This window comes from Solwaraspora sp. WMMD791 (assembly GCF_029581195.1).
Taxonomy (GTDB): Bacteria; Actinomycetota; Actinomycetes; order Mycobacteriales; family Micromonosporaceae; genus Micromonospora_E.
Map to the genome: position 1 here is coordinate 6,216,127 of NZ_CP120737.1, position 19,710 is coordinate 6,235,836.

General features: G+C 68.5%; 12 protein-coding genes. 7 read left to right on the plus strand and 5 right to left on the minus strand.

Going from position 1 to position 19,710, the window contains the following annotated elements:
- Positions 1-403: 403 nt before the first annotated feature.
- Both O7623_RS28115 and O7623_RS28120 read left to right on the plus strand, forming a co-directional pair.
- Positions 404-1,504 (plus strand): XRE family transcriptional regulator, encoded by a 1,101-nt coding sequence (locus O7623_RS28115; RefSeq protein ID WP_282225947.1) that lies wholly within the window; start codon positions 404-406, stop codon positions 1,502-1,504.
- Positions 1,501-2,049, plus strand: coding sequence for a hypothetical protein (locus O7623_RS28120; RefSeq protein ID WP_282225948.1), 549 nt, complete (start codon positions 1,501-1,503; stop codon positions 2,047-2,049). The genes O7623_RS28115 and O7623_RS28120 overlap by 4 nt, the downstream gene beginning before the upstream one ends.
- 150 nt (positions 2,050-2,199) lie before the next feature.
- On the opposite strand, the gene O7623_RS28125 is transcribed toward O7623_RS28120, so the two are convergent.
- The 4 genes from O7623_RS28125 to O7623_RS28140 all read right to left on the minus strand — a co-directional run bounded on the left by O7623_RS28125 (position 2,200) and on the right by O7623_RS28140 (position 11,453).
- Positions 2,200-3,315, minus strand: a complete 1,116-nt coding sequence (locus O7623_RS28125; RefSeq protein ID WP_282225949.1) for a type I restriction endonuclease — start codon at positions 3,313-3,315, stop codon at positions 2,200-2,202.
- A gap of 382 nt (positions 3,316-3,697) precedes the next feature.
- Entirely contained in the window at positions 3,698-6,253 is a 2,556-nt protein-coding gene (gene valS / locus O7623_RS28130) for a valine--tRNA ligase (RefSeq protein WP_282225950.1), read from the minus strand.
- 203 nt (positions 6,254-6,456) lie between these two features.
- Entirely contained in the window at positions 6,457-7,845 is a 1,389-nt protein-coding gene (locus O7623_RS28135; protein ID WP_282225951.1) for an RICIN domain-containing protein, read from the minus strand.
- Between the two features lie 41 nt (positions 7,846-7,886).
- Positions 7,887-11,453 carry a ThuA domain-containing protein gene (locus O7623_RS28140; protein WP_282225952.1) on the minus strand — a complete coding sequence of 1,189 codons (3,567 nt, stop codon included), beginning with the start codon at positions 11,451-11,453 and terminating at the stop codon, positions 7,887-7,889.
- Between the two features lie 452 nt (positions 11,454-11,905).
- On the opposite strand from O7623_RS28140, the gene O7623_RS28145 reads away from it, so the two are divergent.
- The 5 genes from O7623_RS28145 to O7623_RS28165 are packed head-to-tail and all read left to right on the plus strand — an operon-like array spanning position 11,906 to position 17,495.
- Positions 11,906-13,453, plus strand: coding sequence for a sugar ABC transporter ATP-binding protein (locus tag O7623_RS28145; RefSeq protein ID WP_282225953.1), 1,548 nt, complete (start codon positions 11,906-11,908; stop codon positions 13,451-13,453).
- The gene (locus O7623_RS28150; RefSeq protein ID WP_282225954.1) at positions 13,450-14,424 is read left to right on the plus strand and encodes an ABC transporter permease; all 975 of its coding nucleotides are present in this window, start codon (positions 13,450-13,452) and stop codon (positions 14,422-14,424) included. The genes O7623_RS28145 and O7623_RS28150 overlap by 4 nt, the downstream gene beginning before the upstream one ends.
- 2 nt (positions 14,425-14,426) lie before the next feature.
- Entirely contained in the window at positions 14,427-15,404 is a 978-nt protein-coding gene (locus tag O7623_RS28155; RefSeq protein ID WP_282225955.1) for an ABC transporter permease, read from the plus strand.
- A gap of 10 nt (positions 15,405-15,414) precedes the next feature.
- Positions 15,415-16,599, plus strand: coding sequence for a substrate-binding domain-containing protein (locus tag O7623_RS28160; protein ID WP_282225956.1), 1,185 nt, complete (start codon positions 15,415-15,417; stop codon positions 16,597-16,599).
- Between the two features lie 5 nt (positions 16,600-16,604).
- The gene (locus tag O7623_RS28165) at positions 16,605-17,495 is read left to right on the plus strand and encodes a sugar phosphate isomerase/epimerase family protein (protein ID WP_282225957.1); all 891 of its coding nucleotides are present in this window, start codon (positions 16,605-16,607) and stop codon (positions 17,493-17,495) included.
- A gap of 27 nt (positions 17,496-17,522) precedes the next feature.
- Here the strand turns inward: O7623_RS28165 and O7623_RS28170 are convergent, their stop codons facing one another.
- Positions 17,523-19,475, minus strand: a complete 1,953-nt coding sequence (locus tag O7623_RS28170; protein WP_282229621.1) for an ATP-binding cassette domain-containing protein — start codon at positions 19,473-19,475, stop codon at positions 17,523-17,525.
- Positions 19,476-19,710: the final 235 nt, after the last annotated feature.

Below are 19,710 nucleotides of genomic sequence, written 5' to 3' on the forward strand. Positions count from 1 at the left end.
TCGGGGCCTTTTGCCGTACGCCGCACCGCCGGCCGGGTGTTCGCCGGGCGCTCCACGGACCGGCGAAGTCGGGGAGCACCAGTCCGGTCCACGTCCTGTGGGGTTGGCCGAGGCGCGCGGGGCGGAGTCTCTCCGGTACCCGGCGTTCTGCAGCCGGCCTGGTGGGCGTTCGAATGCCAGGTGGCGTAGGTGTCCGGATGACCAGGTGCTCAAGGCTGACTCTCGACGGCAGCCCGGCGAGCCAGCCGACCCCGGTGCTGCACCTCGGTGGCGTGCCTGACACGCAGGCCTGGCGGTACGGGCCCGGTGCCGCGCGGACGACGCCGGGAGGACCTAGGGCCATGGTCGGCGTTCGGAACCCTGTGTCGACCCACTGAGACCCGAGATGTGCGATTATCGCACCATGGCTGGGGAACAGCAGGACTGGCACCGCATCGGGGAGCAGGTGCGGCAGGCGCGTCTGTCAGTAGGCATGTCGCAGCAGGACCTTGCCGATCGCGTGGGGCTGGATCGAACCATGCTGGCGAAGGTTGAGGCTGGTAGCAGGCGCCTCGACGCGGTCGAGCTGTCGCGACTGTCCCGTGCGCTCGAGGTATCGATGGAGTATCTGATCGAGCCGCGGCCAGCGGTGCTGTCCCGGCGGTCTGCGGTACTGACGGAAGAGACAGACACCGAGGCGGCGCGGTCTTCTGAGCGCTTGGAGATCGCTTTGGTCGGCTGGCTGCGTGATGTGCAGCAACTGGTAGACATCGGCTCTCTGCAGACGGTTCCGCTACTTCGTTACCCGGGTACGGTGACATCTGAGACTGATGCGAGGCAAGCGGCGCACTGGTTGCGGCAGCAACTTCATCTTGGCGATGAACCGATTGGTAGCATCACGGAGATTTGTGAGCGTGCAGGGCAGTGGGTCCTTGTAGCTGATCTGCCAGGCGATGGTGCGTCCCTTATCCAGGGGGAGGTGGCTGTTGCGGTGGTGAGCGCACAAGGCGATCCTGGCCGTCGACGAGCTACCGCCGCACATGAGCTTGGACATTTGGTTATTGGAGACGAATACTCCAGTGACCTGGGAGTCAGCACGTCTCGCGCGGAGCGCGAAGGGGTGATCGACGCATTCGCTGCTGAGTTGCTGTTACCGCTCAACGCCATGACCGGCTCCCCGAATGATGGGCGCGTGAGCCGGGATCTGCTGATTGCCTACGCCGCTCGATACCGTACCTCCTGGTTGTTGGCATTACGTCAGGCTGAGCAGGCCGGGGTAATTGATGCTGCGACACGTCGGGCCTGGAGCTTTCCGCGGCCCACTCGGGCAGAGTTCATGGAGGCTCTAGGCTGGGTGCCTCAGCCCGATCTTGCCTCGGTGCGTGTGCCACCGGGCTATGCGCATGCGGTGATCGAGGCGTGGCGGGCCAGTCGAATCACTCGATCTAGGGCGGTCGAGTTGATGTACGGCCAGATCGCCGATGCGGACCTGCCTGATGAGGATGACCTGGAGACCGCTCCGTGAGTCTGCCGATGCCGCCGGGTTCGGTCCTTGTGCTCGATACGATGCTCTTGTATCACTTTGCCCTTGCTGACCGGCTGGACGTCCTGCGCGATCTGCTTATGGATGCTGACTGCTGGACAACGCGGGTGGTCATGGAGGAGTTGCGGTCGGGAGCTGTGAACCGACCAGAGCTGATGGCTGCCTGTGAGGTGGACTGGCTGAAGCGAGCTCAGCTGGACACTCTTGATGAGATTCGATGCTTCACCGTGTGGGTCAGAAGACTTGGTGCTGAGGAGCGCCATCTCGGTGAGGCATCCGTCCTCGCTGCTGCTGAGCTGCGGAGAGGTATCGCAATCACGGATGATCGGCAGGCCACCAAGGTCGCCCGTGCCTACCGGGCGGAAGTGCATGGCACGATCTGGCTTCTCGCTGCAGCTTGTCGGACCGGCAAACAGACTGAGGTGGGTGCGGGCAACCTCATCGACGCATTGAGAGCGACGAGTGCTCGTCTACCCTGCTCGGGTGCAGACTTCTCGGCCTACGCCCGTAGGCATCACCTGCTATAAGACGTCTACACGAGACCGGAGTCGGAGTGTTACCGGCACCTGCCGGGGAGAGCGCAGGTGTCGCTCTCGCCCGGCAGATGCCGTGAGAAGGGCGCGGGTGCCTCGCGTCTGATCCTGCCTCGAACCAGGCTGTCGGGTTCGCGTCGAGTCTCAGCGGTTCTTGTCGCCGCCGTCGCCCATGAATGCTCTAACTGCAATCCGTATCGCTTCCGCATGCAGATAAATGTCGTCAAGCGAGCTGATCAGATGGCGAGTCTCGGTCTTGTCGGCATCGAAGGTCCCGATGTATTTTCGGGATTTTCCATTGAAGTGCAGCCGCGCTATGGGCTTGCGGTTGTTGTCGTCGAGAATGATCGCGAAGTATGACTTCGCATCGCGGCCCACGACGCGTTGGGGCTTCACGTCGCTACACGCGATCGCCTTGACGATCTGATACCCGGTCAATTCCTCGAGTGTGGTGTCGACCTCTGTGTCGCGTGCGACGTCGCCGAGTGCAACCACCTCGCTTTCAATCGCCTCGGGATTCGCTTCAACGGTCTGCCCGGGAAGGTTCGCGTGGAGTGCGCCCTTCAGTCGTTCGTTCACCTTGTCCCTGATGAACTGGGAGGCGGCCTTGGCGACAATCGGCCGGAACTGCTCCCGCCTCTTCTGGGTCAGTGAGCCATCATACACTTTGCTGGCGAAGAATCGGATCCATTCGTCCTCGGGATCCTCGAACTGCTTCGCCATCGAACGCTTGATCTGTCCGAGGTACTTCAGTTCTTCGGCAGCGCTGATGATGGAATCGAGATCGAAAACTTCCTTTGTGAGCTTTCGCAACTCCGGCAGGAGGGTGTCGTCGATATCATCCAGGTCGAGTATGAGGAAGGGCTTGGTGTCCATCTTGTTAGGTGCGTCGAGGTCGGTGTAGAAGTGGTAGACCTGACCGTTGGTGAGGATGGCGATGCGGGCATTCGTAACTGAGAAGTACCGATAGAGTTGAGACGCGTGTTCGATCCTCAGTGGGTCGCGTGGCTGCTTGCATTCGATGAGAATTTGCACCTCACCGGCGTGCATGATCGCGTAGTCGACCTTCTCGCCTTTTTTGGTCCCGACGTCAGCGGTGAACTCCGGTATGACCTCCAGTGGGTCGAATACGTCGTAGCCGAGAATCATCGAGATGAACGGCATGACGAAAGCGTTCTTGGCGGCTTCTTCCGTCTGAATCGCGTCCCGCTGATTTTTGACCTTTGTGGCGAGGGCGGCGACCCGTTCATCGAATTCCATGGAGCAGACTCCTTGTCGTCGGGCGGGTGGAAGGGGCGCCATGAATTTCCGGTAGTTCTATGATTGGAACTGGGCATCCCCGGCGTCGACCGGATTTTACTGGCCGGTTGCGGGGTGTGATGCCCCGAAAAGAGACCGAGCGATCCCACTTTCCGTCAGTTCTGCGCGTCGGAAAGGGCAGGTTTGCAAGGCTCCTGGTTATGACTAGGATGCGCTACCGGTATGCGCCCTTCACGGGTAGCCACAGGCCAAGACCTCAATCCGCAGGGCATAGGTTCACGTCCTTCGCGGGAGTACCAGACGACAAGGCCCCGACCAGGCTCTTCGGCCCGGCCGGGGCATGAGTCGTCGCCGTACTACCGGCGTGCTCGACTGTTCGCTGCTACACCGTCACCAGGGTGCTCAGGCCCGGCTCGTCGGCTTCCTCGGTGCCGAGCTGGTCGACCCGACCGGCGGCCCGCAGATCGTCGGCGACGCCGCCGAGTGCGACCAGCATCGCCGGCTCGGCGCGGACCAGGACCTTCGAGACGTCCGCCCGCATGGACAGCTTCGCTTCCGACTTGGCTTTGCGGATCGCGGCGATCACCTGGCTGGCGACGGTCAACGCGGTGGCGTCGGCGCCATCGACCGCCGTACGCAGCTCGTCACCCGTCGGCCAGGCGGCCCGGTGCACCGTGCCGGTGCGCCACCAGGACCACACTTCCTCGGCGACGAAGGGCAGGAACGGCGCGAACAGCCGCAGCAGCGTGGCCAGGGCGGTGGTCAGCGCCGCGCGGGCGGACTCGGCCGGGGCGGAGCCGCGTTCGCCGTACCCCCGGCTCTTGGCCAGCTCCAGGTAGTCGTCGCAGAACCGCCAGAAGAACTGCTCGATGCGCTCCAGGGCGCGGGCGTAGTCGTAGCCGTCCAGCGCGGTCGTGGCGTCGTCGACCACGCTGGCCAGCTCCGCCAGCATCGCCCGGTCCAGCGCTTCGGTCACGGTGGCCGATTCGGCGGGAGCACCCAGGCCGAGCACGAACCGGCTGGCGTTGAGGATCTTCATCGCGAGCCGGCGACCGACCTTCATCTGCCCGGTGTCGAACGCGGTGTCGGTGCCGGGCCGGCCGTTGACCGCCCAGTAGCGGGCCGCGTCGGATCCGTACTCCTCCAGCAGCGCCAGCGGAGTGACGACGTTGCCCTTGGATTTCGACATCTTCTTGCGGTCCGGATCCAGGACCCAGCCGGAGATCGCGGCGTGCGACCAGGGCAGGCTGTCATGCTCCAGATGCGACCGTACGACGCTGGAGAACAGCCAGGTCCGGATGATCTCGTGCGCCTGGGGGCGCAGGTCCATCGGGAACACCCGCTGGAACAGGTCGTCGTCGGTGCCCCACTTGCCGGCGATCTGTGGGGTCAGCGAGGACGTCGCCCAGGTGTCCATGACGTCCGGGTCGCCGACGAAGCCACCGGGGGTTCCCCGCTGCCCGGCCTGGTAGCCCGGCGGGGTGTCCACGCTGGGGTCCACCGGCAGCATCGCCTCGTCAGGCAGGATCGGCTGGTCGAGGACCGGCTCGCCGTGCTCGTCGAGGGGATACCAGACCGGGATCGGCACGCCGAAGAACCGCTGCCGGCTGACCAACCAGTCCCCGGTCAGGCCGCCGACCCAGCTTTCGTAGCGGGCCCGCATGTACTCCGGCTGCCAGGCCAGCTCCCGGCCCCGGCTCAACAGAACCTCCCGCAGCTCGGGTTCCCGACCCCCGTTGCGCAGGTACCACTGCCGGGTCGTGACGATCTCCAGCGGCTTGTCGCCGCGCTCGTAGAACTTCACCGGATGCGTGATCTTCTCCGGCTCGCCGACCAGGTCGCCGCAGGCGCGCAACAGCTCCACCACCCGTTCCCGGGCGGTGTGCATGGTGGCCCCGACCAGCTGGGCGTAGACCGTGCGTCCCTGCGGGTCGTCCAGGCCGGGCGGCGGGTCGGCCAGCACGCGGCCGTCCCGGCCGACGATCGGCCGGGTGGCCAGCCGCAGCTCGCGCCACCACAGCACGTCGGTCAGGTCGCCGAAGGTGCAGATCATGGCGATGCCGGTGCCCTTGTCGGGGGCCGCGAGCCGGTGCGCGGTGACCGGGACCTCGACCCCGAACAGCGGGGAACGGACGGTGGTGCCGACCAGGTCGCGGTACCGCTCGTCGTCCGGGTGCGCCACCAGCGCCACGCACGCCGGCAGCAGCTCCGGTCGGGTCGTCATGATGTGCACCGGGGTGCCGTCCGGCCGGTGGAACGCCACCCGATGGTGCGCCCCGGGCCGCTCCCGGTCCTCCAGCTCCGCCTGGGCGACGGCGGTCCGGTAGGTGACGTCCCAGAGCGTCGGCGCCTCCGACAGGTACGCCTCACCGCGCGTGACGTTGCGCAGAAACGCCCGCTGCGACACCCGCCGTGAGTCGGCGTCGATGGTCTGATAGGTCAGCTGCCAGTCGACCGACAGCCCCAGCCGCCGCCACAGCTGCTCGAACACCTGCTCGTCGGCGACCGTCAGCCGCTCGCACAACTCGATGAAGTTGCGCCGGGACACGCCGAGCTCCGACGTGCCGGGCCGCTCCGGTGGAGTGAAGTCCGGGTCGTACGGCAGGGACGGGTCGCAGCGCACCCCGAAGAAGTTCTGCACCCGACGCTCGGTGGGTAGGCCGTTGTCGTCCCAGCCCATCGGATAGAACACCGCCTTGCCCCGCATCCGCTGATAGCGGGCGATGACGTCGGTGTGGGTGTACGAGAACACGTGACCGACGTGCAGCGACCCGCTCACCGTGGGCGGCGGCGTGTCGATGGCGTACACCCCGGCCCGGTCGGCGGACCGGTCGAACCGGTATACGCCCTGCTCCTCCCAGCGACGCGCCCACTTGTCTTCCAGCCCGTTCAACGACGGTGCCGACGGCACGGCGAAGCCCGCAGAGGTGTCAGTCATAGCTGCTCATGCTACGGGTGGCCGCCGGACGCCCGACAAAGAATTTCAGTGCGCCTGCCGGGTCCGGGAGCGTCCAGCGGACCGCGCGGCGACAGCCGCCACTTCCAGGTGCGGAAGTGGCGGCTGCCACCCGCCGCCGGCGGGTGCCCGCGCCGGGGCGAGCTCAGGAGACCGCGGGCGAGCTCAGGAGATCGCGGGCGAGCTCAGGAGAACTGTGCGAAGAAGCGCCAGATCTCGCCCTTGGTCCAGGTCGTCACGCCGCTCTCGCCGTACGTTCCGTCCACCGGGCCCGGCATGTGCCCGTTGTCGAACGCTGCCCACTGCACTGGATAGCCGGCCCGGCATCCGGAGTAGGCGGTGGTGATGTGCGTGCGGCTGCCTGCTCCCGGCTCGGGCGGGTTCTGGAAGGTGCACCCGTTGTTGCGGACGAAGGTGTCCCGCAGTGAACGTCCCTGGCCGATGCTGAGGACGTTGTCGGAGATGCCGTGCAGCCCGAAGTACGCGATGGGCTGGCTACCGCCGCTGCACCCGCTGATCTGCGCACCGGAGATCACCGCGACGGCCCGGAAGACATCGGCCCGTGCGCACGCCAGGGCGTAACTCATTCCTCCACCCCAGCTGAAACCGAGGGCGAAACGTTGCCGCGGGTTGACGCAGAGCCCGCTTTCGATGCGCCTGATCATGTCGTCGACGAACGTGACGTCCTCACCTCCGTTGTTCGCCCAGCCGTTGCCGAACCCCTGCGGGGCGACCAGGATCGCGCTGTTGTTCGACTGTTCCTGCTGGCCGTAGTAGGACCAGGCGGCCCCGCTGGTGCCGCCGGAGGAGATCTCCTGCATGGTGCCGCCGCGCCAGTGGAAGGCAAAGATCAGGCGGTACGGGTTGTTGCTGTTGTAGTTGGCCGGTACCCGCAGGATGAACTGCCGGTTCTGGCCGTTGCTCTGGATCGTGTGGGTGCCGCTGGACAGCGTCGGGGCCCGTCCGCACCCGCTGTCGCCCGGTGGTGGCGGGTTGCCGCCACCGTCGACGCGGACGAGTTGCCACTGCTGGTTGGTGCCGTTCCAGTCGGCGTACTGCACGATGTTGGCGCCGTCGGTGGTGGCGGCACCCTGCACCTCGACGGCCTTGCCGCTGTGCCGGCTGATCAACCGGACGTGACCGCCGTCGGAGTCGGCCAGCCGGAACTGCTGGTTGGTGCCGTTGGTGTCGGCCCACTGCACGATCGCGCCGCCGTCGGCGGTCGACCAGTTGTACACGTCGAGCACCTTGCCCGAGTGCCGGGACTTCAGCCGGTAGTAGCCGCCGCCGGAATCCACGAACTGCCACTGCTGGTTGGCGCCGTCGTTGCGGGTCCACTGGCTGATCCGCGCGCCGTCGTTGGTGGCCAACCCGTAGAGGTCGAGCGCCTTGCCGCTGTTCCGGTTGACCAGGACGTACCAGGCGCTGGTGTCCACGGTCGCCGCGGCTGCCGGCGTCGCGTGTCCGGCGATCAGCGCGCCGGCGGCCAGGACGGTGGCGGTCGCCGCAGCCAGCACTGACCGCCAGCGGAGTCCGGGTGGCGCGACGGGTCGCGCCGCGCTGCTGAGCTTCATGGTCTGCTCCAATCGTTGGTTGCCTCGGCGGTCGCGGTGCGTCAGGCCTGGCTGAACCGCCACTGCTGGTTGAGGCCGGCGTGGCAGTTCCATTGGATGAGGCGAGCGCCGTCGCTGGTGGCGGCGCCGTTGACGTCCAGGCACAACCCGCTCGGTACGCTGCGTACCGTGTAGACCCCACTGGTGCCGGTCGGGGTGACGGTGAACCGCTGCTGGTTGCTGTTGTTGCAGGTGGCCTGCTGAAGGAAGGCGCCGGCGCTGGTGGAGCCGCCGATGACCTCCGCACACTTGCCACTGTGGACAGCGCGGAGGTAGACCGCGCCGCCACCGGCGTCCACGGCTGCCCACTTCTGGTTGTTTCCGCCGGTCGCCGCCCATTGGTGGATCTGGGCCCCATCGGCGGTGGAGACACCGTTGACGTCCATCAGCTTGCCGCTGTGCTGCGCGGCCAGCGTCCACGTCCTGCCGGCCACCCCGTCGCCCGGAGGATCGCCGGGGTCGACCGGCTGGCCCACTCCGGCACCGCCGAAGGTGAACGAGTCCAGGTCGAACCAGTTGTTCGCGCTGCCCTTGAACACCATGTACAGGGTGTGGCTGCCCGCCAGGGCGGTGACGTTCACTGGGGACGTGGACTGGTAGTTGTCCCAGCCGCCGGTGCTCGGCACCGGTGTGGTGGCCAGCAGTGTACCGGTCGGTGAGCCGGCGCGTAGTTCGATCGTGCCGCCGCCGGACGGCGACGACAGCCGGTAGCTGACAGTGGTGATGCCGGACAGGCTCATCGGGGTGAACGCCACCCAGTCGTTGTTGGAGATGTCCCCGATGCGTTTGCCGCTCTCCGCGCCGGCCTGGTCGATGATCCGGGTGCCGGACTGGCTGCTGTGGTACTCGGCCTGCTTGTGTTTCGGCTGGAGGATCACCTTCGCGTAACCGGTCAGGGGTGCGGCACCACCGTTGCCGCCGTCGTCGGTGTAGCGGGCGTTGAGCGCGTAGAACAGATTGGCCCCGTCCGGGTGCCCGCCGAGCAGTTCGGTACGGATCGTTCCCGAGCAGCCCGGGTAGTCGGTGGTCTCGTGCTCGTGGTCGTCGTGACCGAGTGCCGGGTTGACGAACACCTTGGCGCAGTCGACCGGGGCACCGCCCGGGTCGGAGACGGTGACCGTGTACGACACCTGGTCGCCGAAGGTGAGCATGCCGCCATTGGCCGGTGCGGTGATGGTGACCACCGGCGCGGTGTTGCCGACGGTGATGTTGACGTTGGCGAAGGCCGTCCGGCCGGTGTTGTCCGTGACCGTCAGCTGCGCGGTGTAGTTGCCGTTGGTGGTGTAGACGTGTGACGGGTTGGCCGCGGTCGAGGTGCCGCCGTCGCCGAAGGTCCACTGGTAGCTGAGTGTGTCGCCGGGGTCGGGGTCGGCCGATCCGGCGCTACTGAACTGGACCGTCAGTGGCGCGTACCCGTTGGTCGGCGTACCGGTCGCCTTGGCGATCGGTGACCGCCCGCCCTGGACGTAGTCGATCCGGTAGAGACCGGAGTCGTTGTTGCCGCCGCCGAAGTTGGTGCCCCACTCCAGCAGGTACAGCGAGCCGTCTGGACCGAACTGCATGTCCATCGGCTTTTTGAACTCCGCGCCGGGCAGGAACGGGTTGGTGCGGGTCACCGCGGTCGCGGAGTCGAAGTGCACCTCCTTGACGTAGCTGCGTGACCACTCGTAGAAGAAGTGCACCCCGTCGTAGTAGGGCGGGAACTTCGTGTCGGACGGGTTCGTCGGGTCGTACCGGTAGACCGGCCCGCCCATCGGCCCGGAGCCGCCGGCGCCGAGCTCCGGGAAGGTCGGCGAGGTGCCGTTGCCGTACCACATGTTGGGCGCGACGACCGGACGGAGGTTGGTCAGGCCGGTGTTGTTGGGCGAGTTGTTGACCGGGGCGGTGCAGTTGAACTTCGCGCCGACGGCACCGGTGTCCGGGTTGTACGGCGCGTAGGGCTGGTTGTCGCCGTGGCAGAACGGCCAGCCGTAGTTGCCGGGCGACTTGATCACATTGAGTTCGACCAGGCCCTCGGGACCACGGTTGGTGGTGGGTGGGTTGCGGTCGGGTCCGTAGTCGGCCAGGTACACCCAGCCGGTGGCCGGGTCGATAGAGAAGCGGAACGGGTTGCGGAAGCCCATCGCGTAGATTTCCGGTCGGGTGGATGCCGTTCCCTGGGGGTAGAGGTTCCCGGCCGGAACGGTGTAGCCGCCGCCCGCCGACGGCCGGATCCGCAGCAGCTTCCCGCGCAGGTCGTTGGTGTTGCCGGCGGTCCGGGCCGCGTCGAGCATGTGCTTGCCCGGCCGCCAGTCCAGCGGGGCGTAGCCCTGCCAGGCCGGATCGAGGTTCGGCGCGACGTCGTCGCCGGTGCCGATGTACAGGTTGCCGTCCGGGCCGAACCGCAGGTAGCCGCCGGTGTGGCCGGGTTCGGGGAAGGTCCGGTCGCGGTACGCCGGGATGTCGATGATGGTGACCTGGCTGGCCATGTTCAACGTGTCACCGGTCAGGGTGAACCGGGAGACCCGGTTGATGTCCGTGGAGCTGTTCGCCGGCGAGTGGTACAGGTAGACGTACCCGTTGCTGGCGAAGTCCGGGTCCAGCGCGAGCCCCGTCAGGCCGTCCTCGCCGCCGGTGTAGACACTCAGGGTGCCGGCGGTGACCGTGCTGTTCGTGCTCGGCTTGAAGATCTTCACCTGGCCGCCGCGTTGGACGTAGAGCACCCGGCCGTCCGGTGCCACCGCCAGCGCCATCGGGTCGACGGTGTTGCTGTCCAGGGTGCGCTTGTCGAAGTTGTTCCACACGGTGCCGCCGCAGTCGCCGGGTTCGTTGCCGGCGGCCCACTTGACGCCACCGAGCACGTGGTCGCGGAAGAGGGGCTCGCTGTACGACTCGATGGCGTGTCCCATGGCGGTGGCCCAGACCCGGCCGCCTCCGGCGTTGCGGCACCAGGAGATCGGGTGGTCCGGGCCCATCGCCTGGGAACCGGGGTTGTAGGTCCGCTCGTCGGCGGTCACCAGCACGTGCACCGCGCCGCGTGGGTTGGCGTTGAAGTTGTACCACTCCTCGCTGCGGTTCCAGCGGTCCGGCAGGCTGGCCGTCGACGGGTGCTTCTTGTCGGCGACGATGGCGGTGCCCGGCAGGACCCCGGGGGAGTGCTCGGTCATGTGCACGCCACCGTTGATGGTCTGGTCCCACCACGGGTACTCGCCCTCGATGTTCATGTCGGTGGCGTTGTGGACAGCGGCGATGCCCTTTCCGCTGGCGAGGTACCCCTCCACCGCCTGGCGCTGCGCCGGCGAGGTCCAGATCATGCCGGAGGTCTGGAACATGATGAGGACGTCGAAGGTGGCCAGGTTGGCCGCGGTGAAGACGTTCGAGTCCTCGCTGTGCACCAGTTCGAAGTTGTTGGCTGCCGCCTGCTGCTGGAACATGGCGATGCCGGCGGGGATCGAGTCGTGTCGGTATCCGACGGTCTTGGTGAACAGCAGGGCGCGGAAGGCCGGGGCGGCCGCCGCCGCCGGATTGACCAGCGCGAGCGCCATGACCAGGCCCGCGATCACGCCGATGATGGTGGTGCTGCGACGCATGCCGTCTCCTCGTTGGGGGCGGGGCAACAGGGGTGCGACCACGGCCGGCCACCCTCTCACCATCTATCCGTAGCTACGGAAAGTGACGATGGGCTGAGTTGGCCTGATGGTCCGCCAGCGATTGGCTGGCCCAGTTAGATGGTCGATCGTCGATGTTAGCGACAACACGCGCTGATGCCCTTCAGCGCCCTGGCGGCCCGGCAGCCAGCTTGAGGCAGCGTCGCTACGGCCGGCGGTCGGTCGAAAGTAGCTGCGAGTCCGGGGATTGCTAACTCATACCCAAGCACCTATCTTCATACGTGTGATGTTTCGGCTGTGTCAAGGAAAAGTTGCGCACGACAACATTTGCCGCCATGTCGCATGACACATGAAGTGCAGGCTATCGACTGCTGGCGATCGGTAGTCGATGGGCCGGGAGGGGGAGGCGCTACTTTGAGTGAGGATCGCTGGCGATGATGGATCGACGTCCGGCCTCGTTGTTGGCCCTGCGGGGCATCGGCAAGTCCTTCCTCGGCACGCGGGTCCTCGACGGTGTCGACCTCGACGTCGCGCCGGGCGAGGTCCACGCTGTCGTCGGCGAGAACGGTGCCGGAAAGTCCACCCTCATGAAGATCGTCTCCGGTGGGTACGCCCCCGACGAGGGCACCATCGAATTCGCCGGCCGACGACGCGTGTTCGCCGGCCCACGGCACGCCCAGCAGGCCGGGATCGGCATCATCCACCAGGAGTTCAACCTGCTGCCGGAGCGCACCGTCGCCGAGAACGTGTTCCTGGGCCACGAGCCGCTGCGGCGCGGCCTGGTCGACCGTCGACAGACCCGCGACCGCACCAGGCAACTGCTGGACGCCGTCGGCGAGGGAACACTGCCGGTCGACACCCCGGTGGGGCACCTCGGCGTGGCGCAGCAGCAGGTCGTCGAGATCGTCAAGGCGCTGGCCCTCGACGCCCGGCTGCTCATCATGGACGAGCCCACCGCAGCCCTGGCCGACCACGAGGTGGAGCTGCTCTACCGACTGGTGCGCCGGCTGCAGGACCAGGGCATCGGTCTGCTCTACGTCTCGCACCGGCTCACCGAGGTCTTCGACCTGTCCAGCCGGATCACCGTCCTCAAGGACGGCCGCCGGGTGGAGACGCTGCGCACCGCCGAGACCACGGCCGAGGAGCTGGTGCGGCTCATGGTCGGTCGGGAGATGTCCAGTCTCTACCCCGACCGGGCCGGCACCGTCGGCGGTCCCGTACGACTCGCTGTCCGGGGAGGGGGAAACCGGACGTTGCGCGACGTCGACCTGGACCTGCGCGCCGGGGAGGTGCTCGGCGTCGGGGGTCTGCAGGGCTCGGGACGATCGGCACTGGCCCGGGCGCTGTTCGGGGCGGTTCCGTTCACCACCGGAGAGGTCACGCTCGACGGCGTACCGGTGCGGATCCGCTCCCCACGGGCGGCGATGCGGGCCGGAATCGCCTACGTCACCGAGGACCGCAAGGGCGAGGGCATCGTCGCCCGACAGTCGGTGCTCGACAACGCATTGCTCGCGGTGCGGGCGGTCGTCACCAGCCGGTCGCACCGCGCTGCCGGCCGGTCGCGCCGCGCCACCGGCGCCGCGCGTACTCATCGGGTCGGCCGGATCCGGCAGCTGCTCGCCGCCGTCGACCTGCGGGCCGCCGCCGAGGATCAGGAGATCCGCTTCCTGTCCGGCGGCAACCAGCAGAAGGTCGTGTTGGCGCGATGGCTCGCTACGGACCCGCTGGTCCTGCTCTTCGACGAACCGACCCGTGGCATCGACGTCGGCGCCAGATCGGCGATCCACCATCTCGTCCGCGGACTCGCCCGTGACGGGGCCGCAGTGCTGATGATCTCCTCCGATCTGCCCGAGCTGATCGGCATGAGCGACCGGATCCTCGTCATGCGCGACGGGCGGGTCGCCGGTGAGCTGCCCGCCGGCGCGACCGAGCCCGACGTCGCGTCCCTCGCGGTCGGGACCGGACGGGAGACGGCGGCGTGACCGCCCTGTCGTTGCGGTCCGCGCGGCGGTCCGTCCCCGGCGTGTACGTGGCGCTGGCCCTCACCCTGATCACCGGCTCGCTGATCGTCACGATCGACGGTGGTCAGCTGTTCAACCAGTCGACGACGGTGAGCCTGCTGCACGTCGCCGCCGGGCTGGGGCTGGTCGCGGTCGGCCAGACCCTGGTCGTCCTCGGCGGCTCGCTCGACCTGTCCGTGGCGTACGTGGTGAGCCTGACCACCCTGGTCGCCGCGGAGACGATGAACGGTCGCGACAGCGGGCTGCTGCCCGGCGTCGGCCTGGCGCTCACCGTCAGCGCCGCCGTCGGACTGGCCAACGGACTGCTCGTCACCCGGCTGCGGATCAACTCGTTCATCGCGACCCTGGGCGTCGGGCTGCTACTCAAGGGCTACCTCGACAACGGCTACGACGGCCCGGCCGGCAGCACCGCACCGACGCTCGTGCAGACCCTCGGCTACCAGCGCGTCGGTCCCGTACCGCTGTCCTTCCTGCTGCTGATCGCCGTCACCGGGGCGTGCTGGTTCGTCCTTTCCCGGACCCGGTTCGGTCACCACCTGATCGCGGTCGGCGGCGACCCCCAGGTCGCCAGACTCTCCGGCGTGCGCACCGACCGGGTCCTGGTCACCGCCCATGTGCTCTGTTCACTGTGCGCCGGGCTCGCCGGGATCTACCTGGCCAGCCGGCTGGGCTCGGGCGCGCCCCGGGTAGGCACCGAAGGCCTCTACGACCTGGAGTCGATCGCGGCGGTGGTCATCGGCGGCACCGCCCTCGCCGGCGGACGCGGTGGTGTCGTCGGCACCGTCGGTGGCGTACTGCTGCTCGCCAGCATCGACGCCATCTTCAACCAGCTCGAGGTCGACGCCTTCTTCAAGCAGGTGATCCGGGGTGCCGTCATCATCGCCGCCGTCGCCATCTACGCCCACCGGGCGATGCGAAAGGCGGCCCGCTGACCATGCAGACCGTCCCGCGCCGCCTGGCGCCGCCGCGATGGATGCCTACCGGTGGCGTCCTGCCGATCCTCGCGATTCTCGCGGTACTCCTGGTCCTCGTCGCCATCCGCCAGCCGGGCTTTCTGGCCCCGGCGTCGCTGATGTCGTTCCTCGGCCGCTCGGCGCCGATCATCCTGCTCGCCGCCGGACAGTACTTCGTGATCGTCTCCGGCGAGTTCGACCTGTCCGTCGGTGCCCTGGTCACCGCGCAGGTCGTGGTCGCCGCCCGGATCATCGACAGCGACCCGGCACGGACCTGGCCGGCGGTGCTGGTGCTGCTCGGCGGCGGCGCGCTCGTCGGGTTGGTCAACGGTCTGATCGTGACGCGCCTGCGGGTGCCCTCGTTCATCACCACGCTCGGCATGTTCCTGATCCTGGTGGGTGCGGTCTACCTGTGGTCCAACGGTGCCCCCAAGGGCGGGTTCTCCGAGGAGTTCCGGCAGTTCGGCCGACGTGCGGTCGAGGACGTACCGGTACTGGGCAGGGTCCCGTACGCGTTGCTGATCCTGTTGGTCCTCGCGGCGACGGCCGTGCTGCTGACGCGGTCCGACTTCGGCCGGATCCTGATCGCCGTCGGGGACAACCCGCGCACCGCGCACCTCAGCGGCGTGCGGGTCCCGCGGGTGCGCACCATCGCCTTCGTCCTCAGCGGCCTCGCCGCCGCTGTCGCCGCCATTCTGATCGGCGGGTACAGCGGCGTCTCCTTCCAGGCCGGGGCCGGCCTGGAGTTCGGTGCCATCACCGCGGTCGTCCTCGGCGGGGTCGCCCTGGGCGGCGGCCGCGGGTCGGTCGTCGGCGCGATGCTCGGCGCGGTGACCCTCGAACTGCTCTTCGCCCTCATGAACTTCTACGGCGTCTCCGGCGCACTGCGACCGACCGTCCAGGGCGCCATCATCCTGTTCGCCGTGGCGGTCGCCACCCGGCGTTCCTCATCAAGATAAGGGGATTCTGGTGAAACATCGCATGACCGTGCTGGCCACGGTGACGCTGCTCGCCGTCGCCGGCTGCGCCACGGACCAACCGCCCGCAGCCAGCTCGGGCGCGTCGTCGGCACCGGCGGGAACGGGCACCGGCGACCAGTCGAAGTTCTTCGTGCAGGCCGACTACGACAACGAACTCGCGCTGCTCGACGCCACCCCGACCGGACCGGCGGACAAGCCATGGGAGCAGGTGCTCAACCCGACGATGGTGGACACGGCGACGTTCGCGAAGCCCGGCCCGTACCGAATCTGCTTCTCCAACGCCGCGCTGAACAACCCGTGGCGTCAGGTCGGGTTCAAGACCATGCAGGCCGAGGTGGAGGCACAGGCGGACCTGATCGAGGAGTTCGTCCACATCGATGCGGAAGGCAAGGACCAGAAGCAGATCGCCGACATCAACGATCTGCTCGGCAAGGACTGTGACGCGCTCATCGTCTCGCCGAACACCACCGCCACCCTCACCCCGGCGGTCGAGGCGGCCTGCCGTACCGGTCTGCCGGTCATCGTCTTCGACCGGGGCGTGGACACCGACTGCCCGGTCACCTTCATCAATCCCATCGGCGGGTACGGGTTCGGCCACGTCGGTGCCGAGTTCGTCAGCCAGCGGATGGCGCCTGGCGGCAAGCTGCTCGCGCTGCGGATCCTGCCCGGCGTCGACGTGCTGGAGACCCGCTGGTCCGCCGCGAAGGTCGTCTTCGACCGGGCACAGATCGACGTCGTAGGGGTCGAGTTCACCGACGGCGACCCGGCAAAGACCAAGAAGATCGTCGACGACTACATCCAGCGGTACGGCACGATCGACGGTGTGTGGATGGACGCCGGCGCGGTCGCGGTCGCCGCGGTCGAAGCGTTCCAGGACGCCGGCAAGCCGGTGCCACCCATCAACGGTGAGGACCAGCTCGACTTCCTGAGGATCTGGAAGGACGACGGACTCACCGCGATCGCGCCGACCTATCCGACCTACCAGTGGCGTACCCCGGTCATCGCCGCCCTGCGGGTCCTCGCCGGCCAGCAGGTGTCCGACCCGTGGAAGCTGCCGCAACCGACGATCACCCAGGAGAACCTGGACAGCTACCTCGACCCGGACATGCCGCCGCTGCACTACGCGATGTGCGGCTGCACCGGGCTGCCGGGATACCCGCAGCGGTGGAAGTAGGTCCGGTGTACCAGATCGGGGTGAACCCCTGGGTGTGGGCCTCGCCGGTGGACGACGCGGCCCTGGCCGAGCTGCTGCCCCGGATCGCCGGGTTCGGCTTCGACGCCGTCGAGCTGCCGATCGAGCAACCCGGCGACTGGGACCCGCACCGTACCCGGGACCTGCTCGCGGAGCTCGGGCTGACCGCGGCGGGCGTCTGCGCGGTCACCCCACCCGGCAGGGAACTGGTCGACGCCCCGCCGGCGGTGGTCGAGGCGACAGTGGCCTACCTGAAGGGCTGCGTCGACAGCGCGGTGGCCGTCGGCGCGCCGAGCGTCGGCGGGCCGGTCTACGCCTCGGTAGGTCGGACCTGGCGGATGAACTCGGCCGCCCGCGCCGCCTGCTACGCGGGATTCCGTCGGGCGCTGGCGCCGGTCGCGGACCACGCCGGCGCCCACGGCGTGTCGATCGGCGTCGAGGCGCTCAACCGGTACGAGACGAGTGTGGTCAACACGATCGGTCAGGCGGTGGAGCTGATCGACGGTCTGCCAGCCAACGTCGGGCTCATGATCGACACCTACCACATGAACATCGAGGAGGCCAACCCGTACGCCGCCGTCGCCGTCGCCGGCCCGTACATCAAACACGTCCAGGTCAGCGGCACCGACCGGGGCGCACCCGGCGCGGACCACCTGGACTGGCCCCGCTTCCTCGCCGCCCTGACCGCGACCGGGTACCGGGGCGCGATCTGCATCGAGTCGTTCACCCCGGAGAACGCCACGATCGCGACCGCCGCCTCGATCTGGCGCCCCCTCGCCCCGTCACCCGACCGGCTCGCCTGCGACGGCCTGGCGTACCTGCGGGAAGCCCTTCGGTCCGTGCCAGATCGGCCGACGCCGGATGGCGGTGCCCGCTGACGACGACCGCCTGCGGGGACACCGTGGTCAGGTCGTCGCGGACCTGGGTTGATGGGGGATCGCCGCCCCGGTGGCGGGACCGCCCTGGTAGCCGGCGGCCTGCAGGGTGAACAGTTCGGCGTACCGGCCACCGGCGGCGAGTAGTTCGTCGTGGCTGCCGGACTCCACCAGGGCTCCGGCGTGCAGGACGAAGATCCGGTCGGCGTGCCGGACGTTGGCGAGCCGGTGGGTGATCAGGATCGTCGTGGCAGTGCCCTGCCGGTCCCGGATCGCCTGGAACAGCGCGTCCTCGGCGCGGGGATCCAGGGCCGAGGAGGGCTCGTCCATGATCAGCAGTTCGGCGTCGCGCAGGAAGCCACGGGCGGCCGTGATGCGTTGCCACTGCCCGCCGGAGAGATCCTGGCCCTTGGCGAAGGTCCGGTCGAGCAGCGTCTCGTACCCGTACGGCAGGTCGCGGATCATGTCGTGGGCGACCGCGCGGGCTGCCGCGGCCTCGATCCGACGCTGGTCGGGCTCGGCGTCGGCGTCGCCGAGGGCGATGTTGGTCGCCGCGGTGAACGGCCACTTGTGGTACTCCTGGGTGACCACGGCGATCCGGCGGCGCAGCTGGTCGAGGTCCCAGTGCTGCAGTGGTCGGCCGTTCCATTCGATGGTGCCGCCGCCGGGTGTCCGCATCGTCGCGATCATCGCGGCCAGGGTCGACTTGCCGGATCCGTTCTCGCCGACGAAGGCCACGGTCTGTCCCGCCCGGATGGTCAGCGAGACATCGTCGACGGCGGGGGCGTCCCGGTCCGGGTAGCGCAGGCTGACGCCGCGTACGGTCAGGTCCCGTAGCGGCTCGGGGGTGGCGCCGGGCGGCCGGGCACCGGCCCCGCCGGCCCCGTCAGGTCCGCCGGCCCCGTCGGCTCCGTCAGGCAGGTACGCGGCGGCGCGGGCCATGAATCCGGTGTAGTCGTTGAAGTGCTGGCCGTCGGTGTAGACCCGGTCGACGTGCAGGGTGACCGTGGTCAGCGCCCGCTGGGCGGCCTGTACGGCGATCACGCAGGTGGCCGCTGCCGCCAACGGGATCTGCCCGCCGACGAGCAGCAGCCCGAGCAGCACGTACACCACGCCGGTGGCCAACCCGCTGGCCAGCGACCCCACACTGGTCGTGGTGGTGACCCGCCGGGCCAGGGCGAGCTGGATGTCGGTCTCCACGCCCATCACCCGGTCGTACTGGTCCAGCAGGAACCGGCGCAGGCCGTACGAGCGCAGCTCCGGGGCGGAGACGCGCTCGGCCATCAGCCGGTGCAGGATCCACAGCCGGCGTCGACGTACCGAGCCGGCGGTGAAGGTGCGGTAGCGCAGGTGTCCGGCCCGCAGCGAGGCCCAGGCGTTGGGCACCGTCGCGACGAGCAGGGCGACCAGCAGCAGCGGGTGGATCACGATGACGGCGACCGCCACCGCGAGCAGGCTGACCAGCCCGGCGAAGAGGTTCATCGACGACTGCACCAGTGAGGTCGTCGCGTCGGTGCCCCGGGTGGCGCGTTCCATGTCGTCGGCGAACGCGTCGGCGTCGAACGCGTCGAGCCGTACCGCCGTGGTGACCTCGAACAGGCCGCGCTCGACCTCGCGGTCCACCCGGGGGGTGAGGCCGTTCTGGGCGTACCCGGTCGCGATGCCCAGCCCGGCCCGGATCGCGGTGACCGCGGCCAGCGCCGTCAACGCCGGCAGAGCGGCGACCACCTTGTCGGCGGTCGGGCCGCCGGCGAACAGTTCGACGAGCACCCGCTGCGTGGCGAGCAGCCCGAACGAGGCCATCGTGCCGGCACCGATCGTGGCGACCGCCACCACGGAGGTCCGCAGGCGGTCGGCCCGCCAACTGATCCGCACGGCCTCGGCGACCAGCCGGGGCAGTTCGGCGAAGACCACCATCAGGCCCGCCTCGGCCCGGGCCCGGACGCCGGTCTCCCACCACATCGCCCGCAGCTCCGGCAGCACCGACTCTGCCCGCGGTGGGCCGGACCGGCTCGTCGCGGACGGGTTCGCTGCGGACGGGTTCGCTGCGGACGGGTTCGCCGGCTGGCCCGCCCCGGTCGGCTCGGGCGTCGTGGTCGGTGACGTCAAGGCGCTCCCTCGATCGAAGCGACAAATACCCTCGGTGTCGACAATGTTACGGAAAGCTAGAAGTGTGTGGGTGCAGGGTAGCTGGGGTACTCCCCAGTGCCCTGGTCGG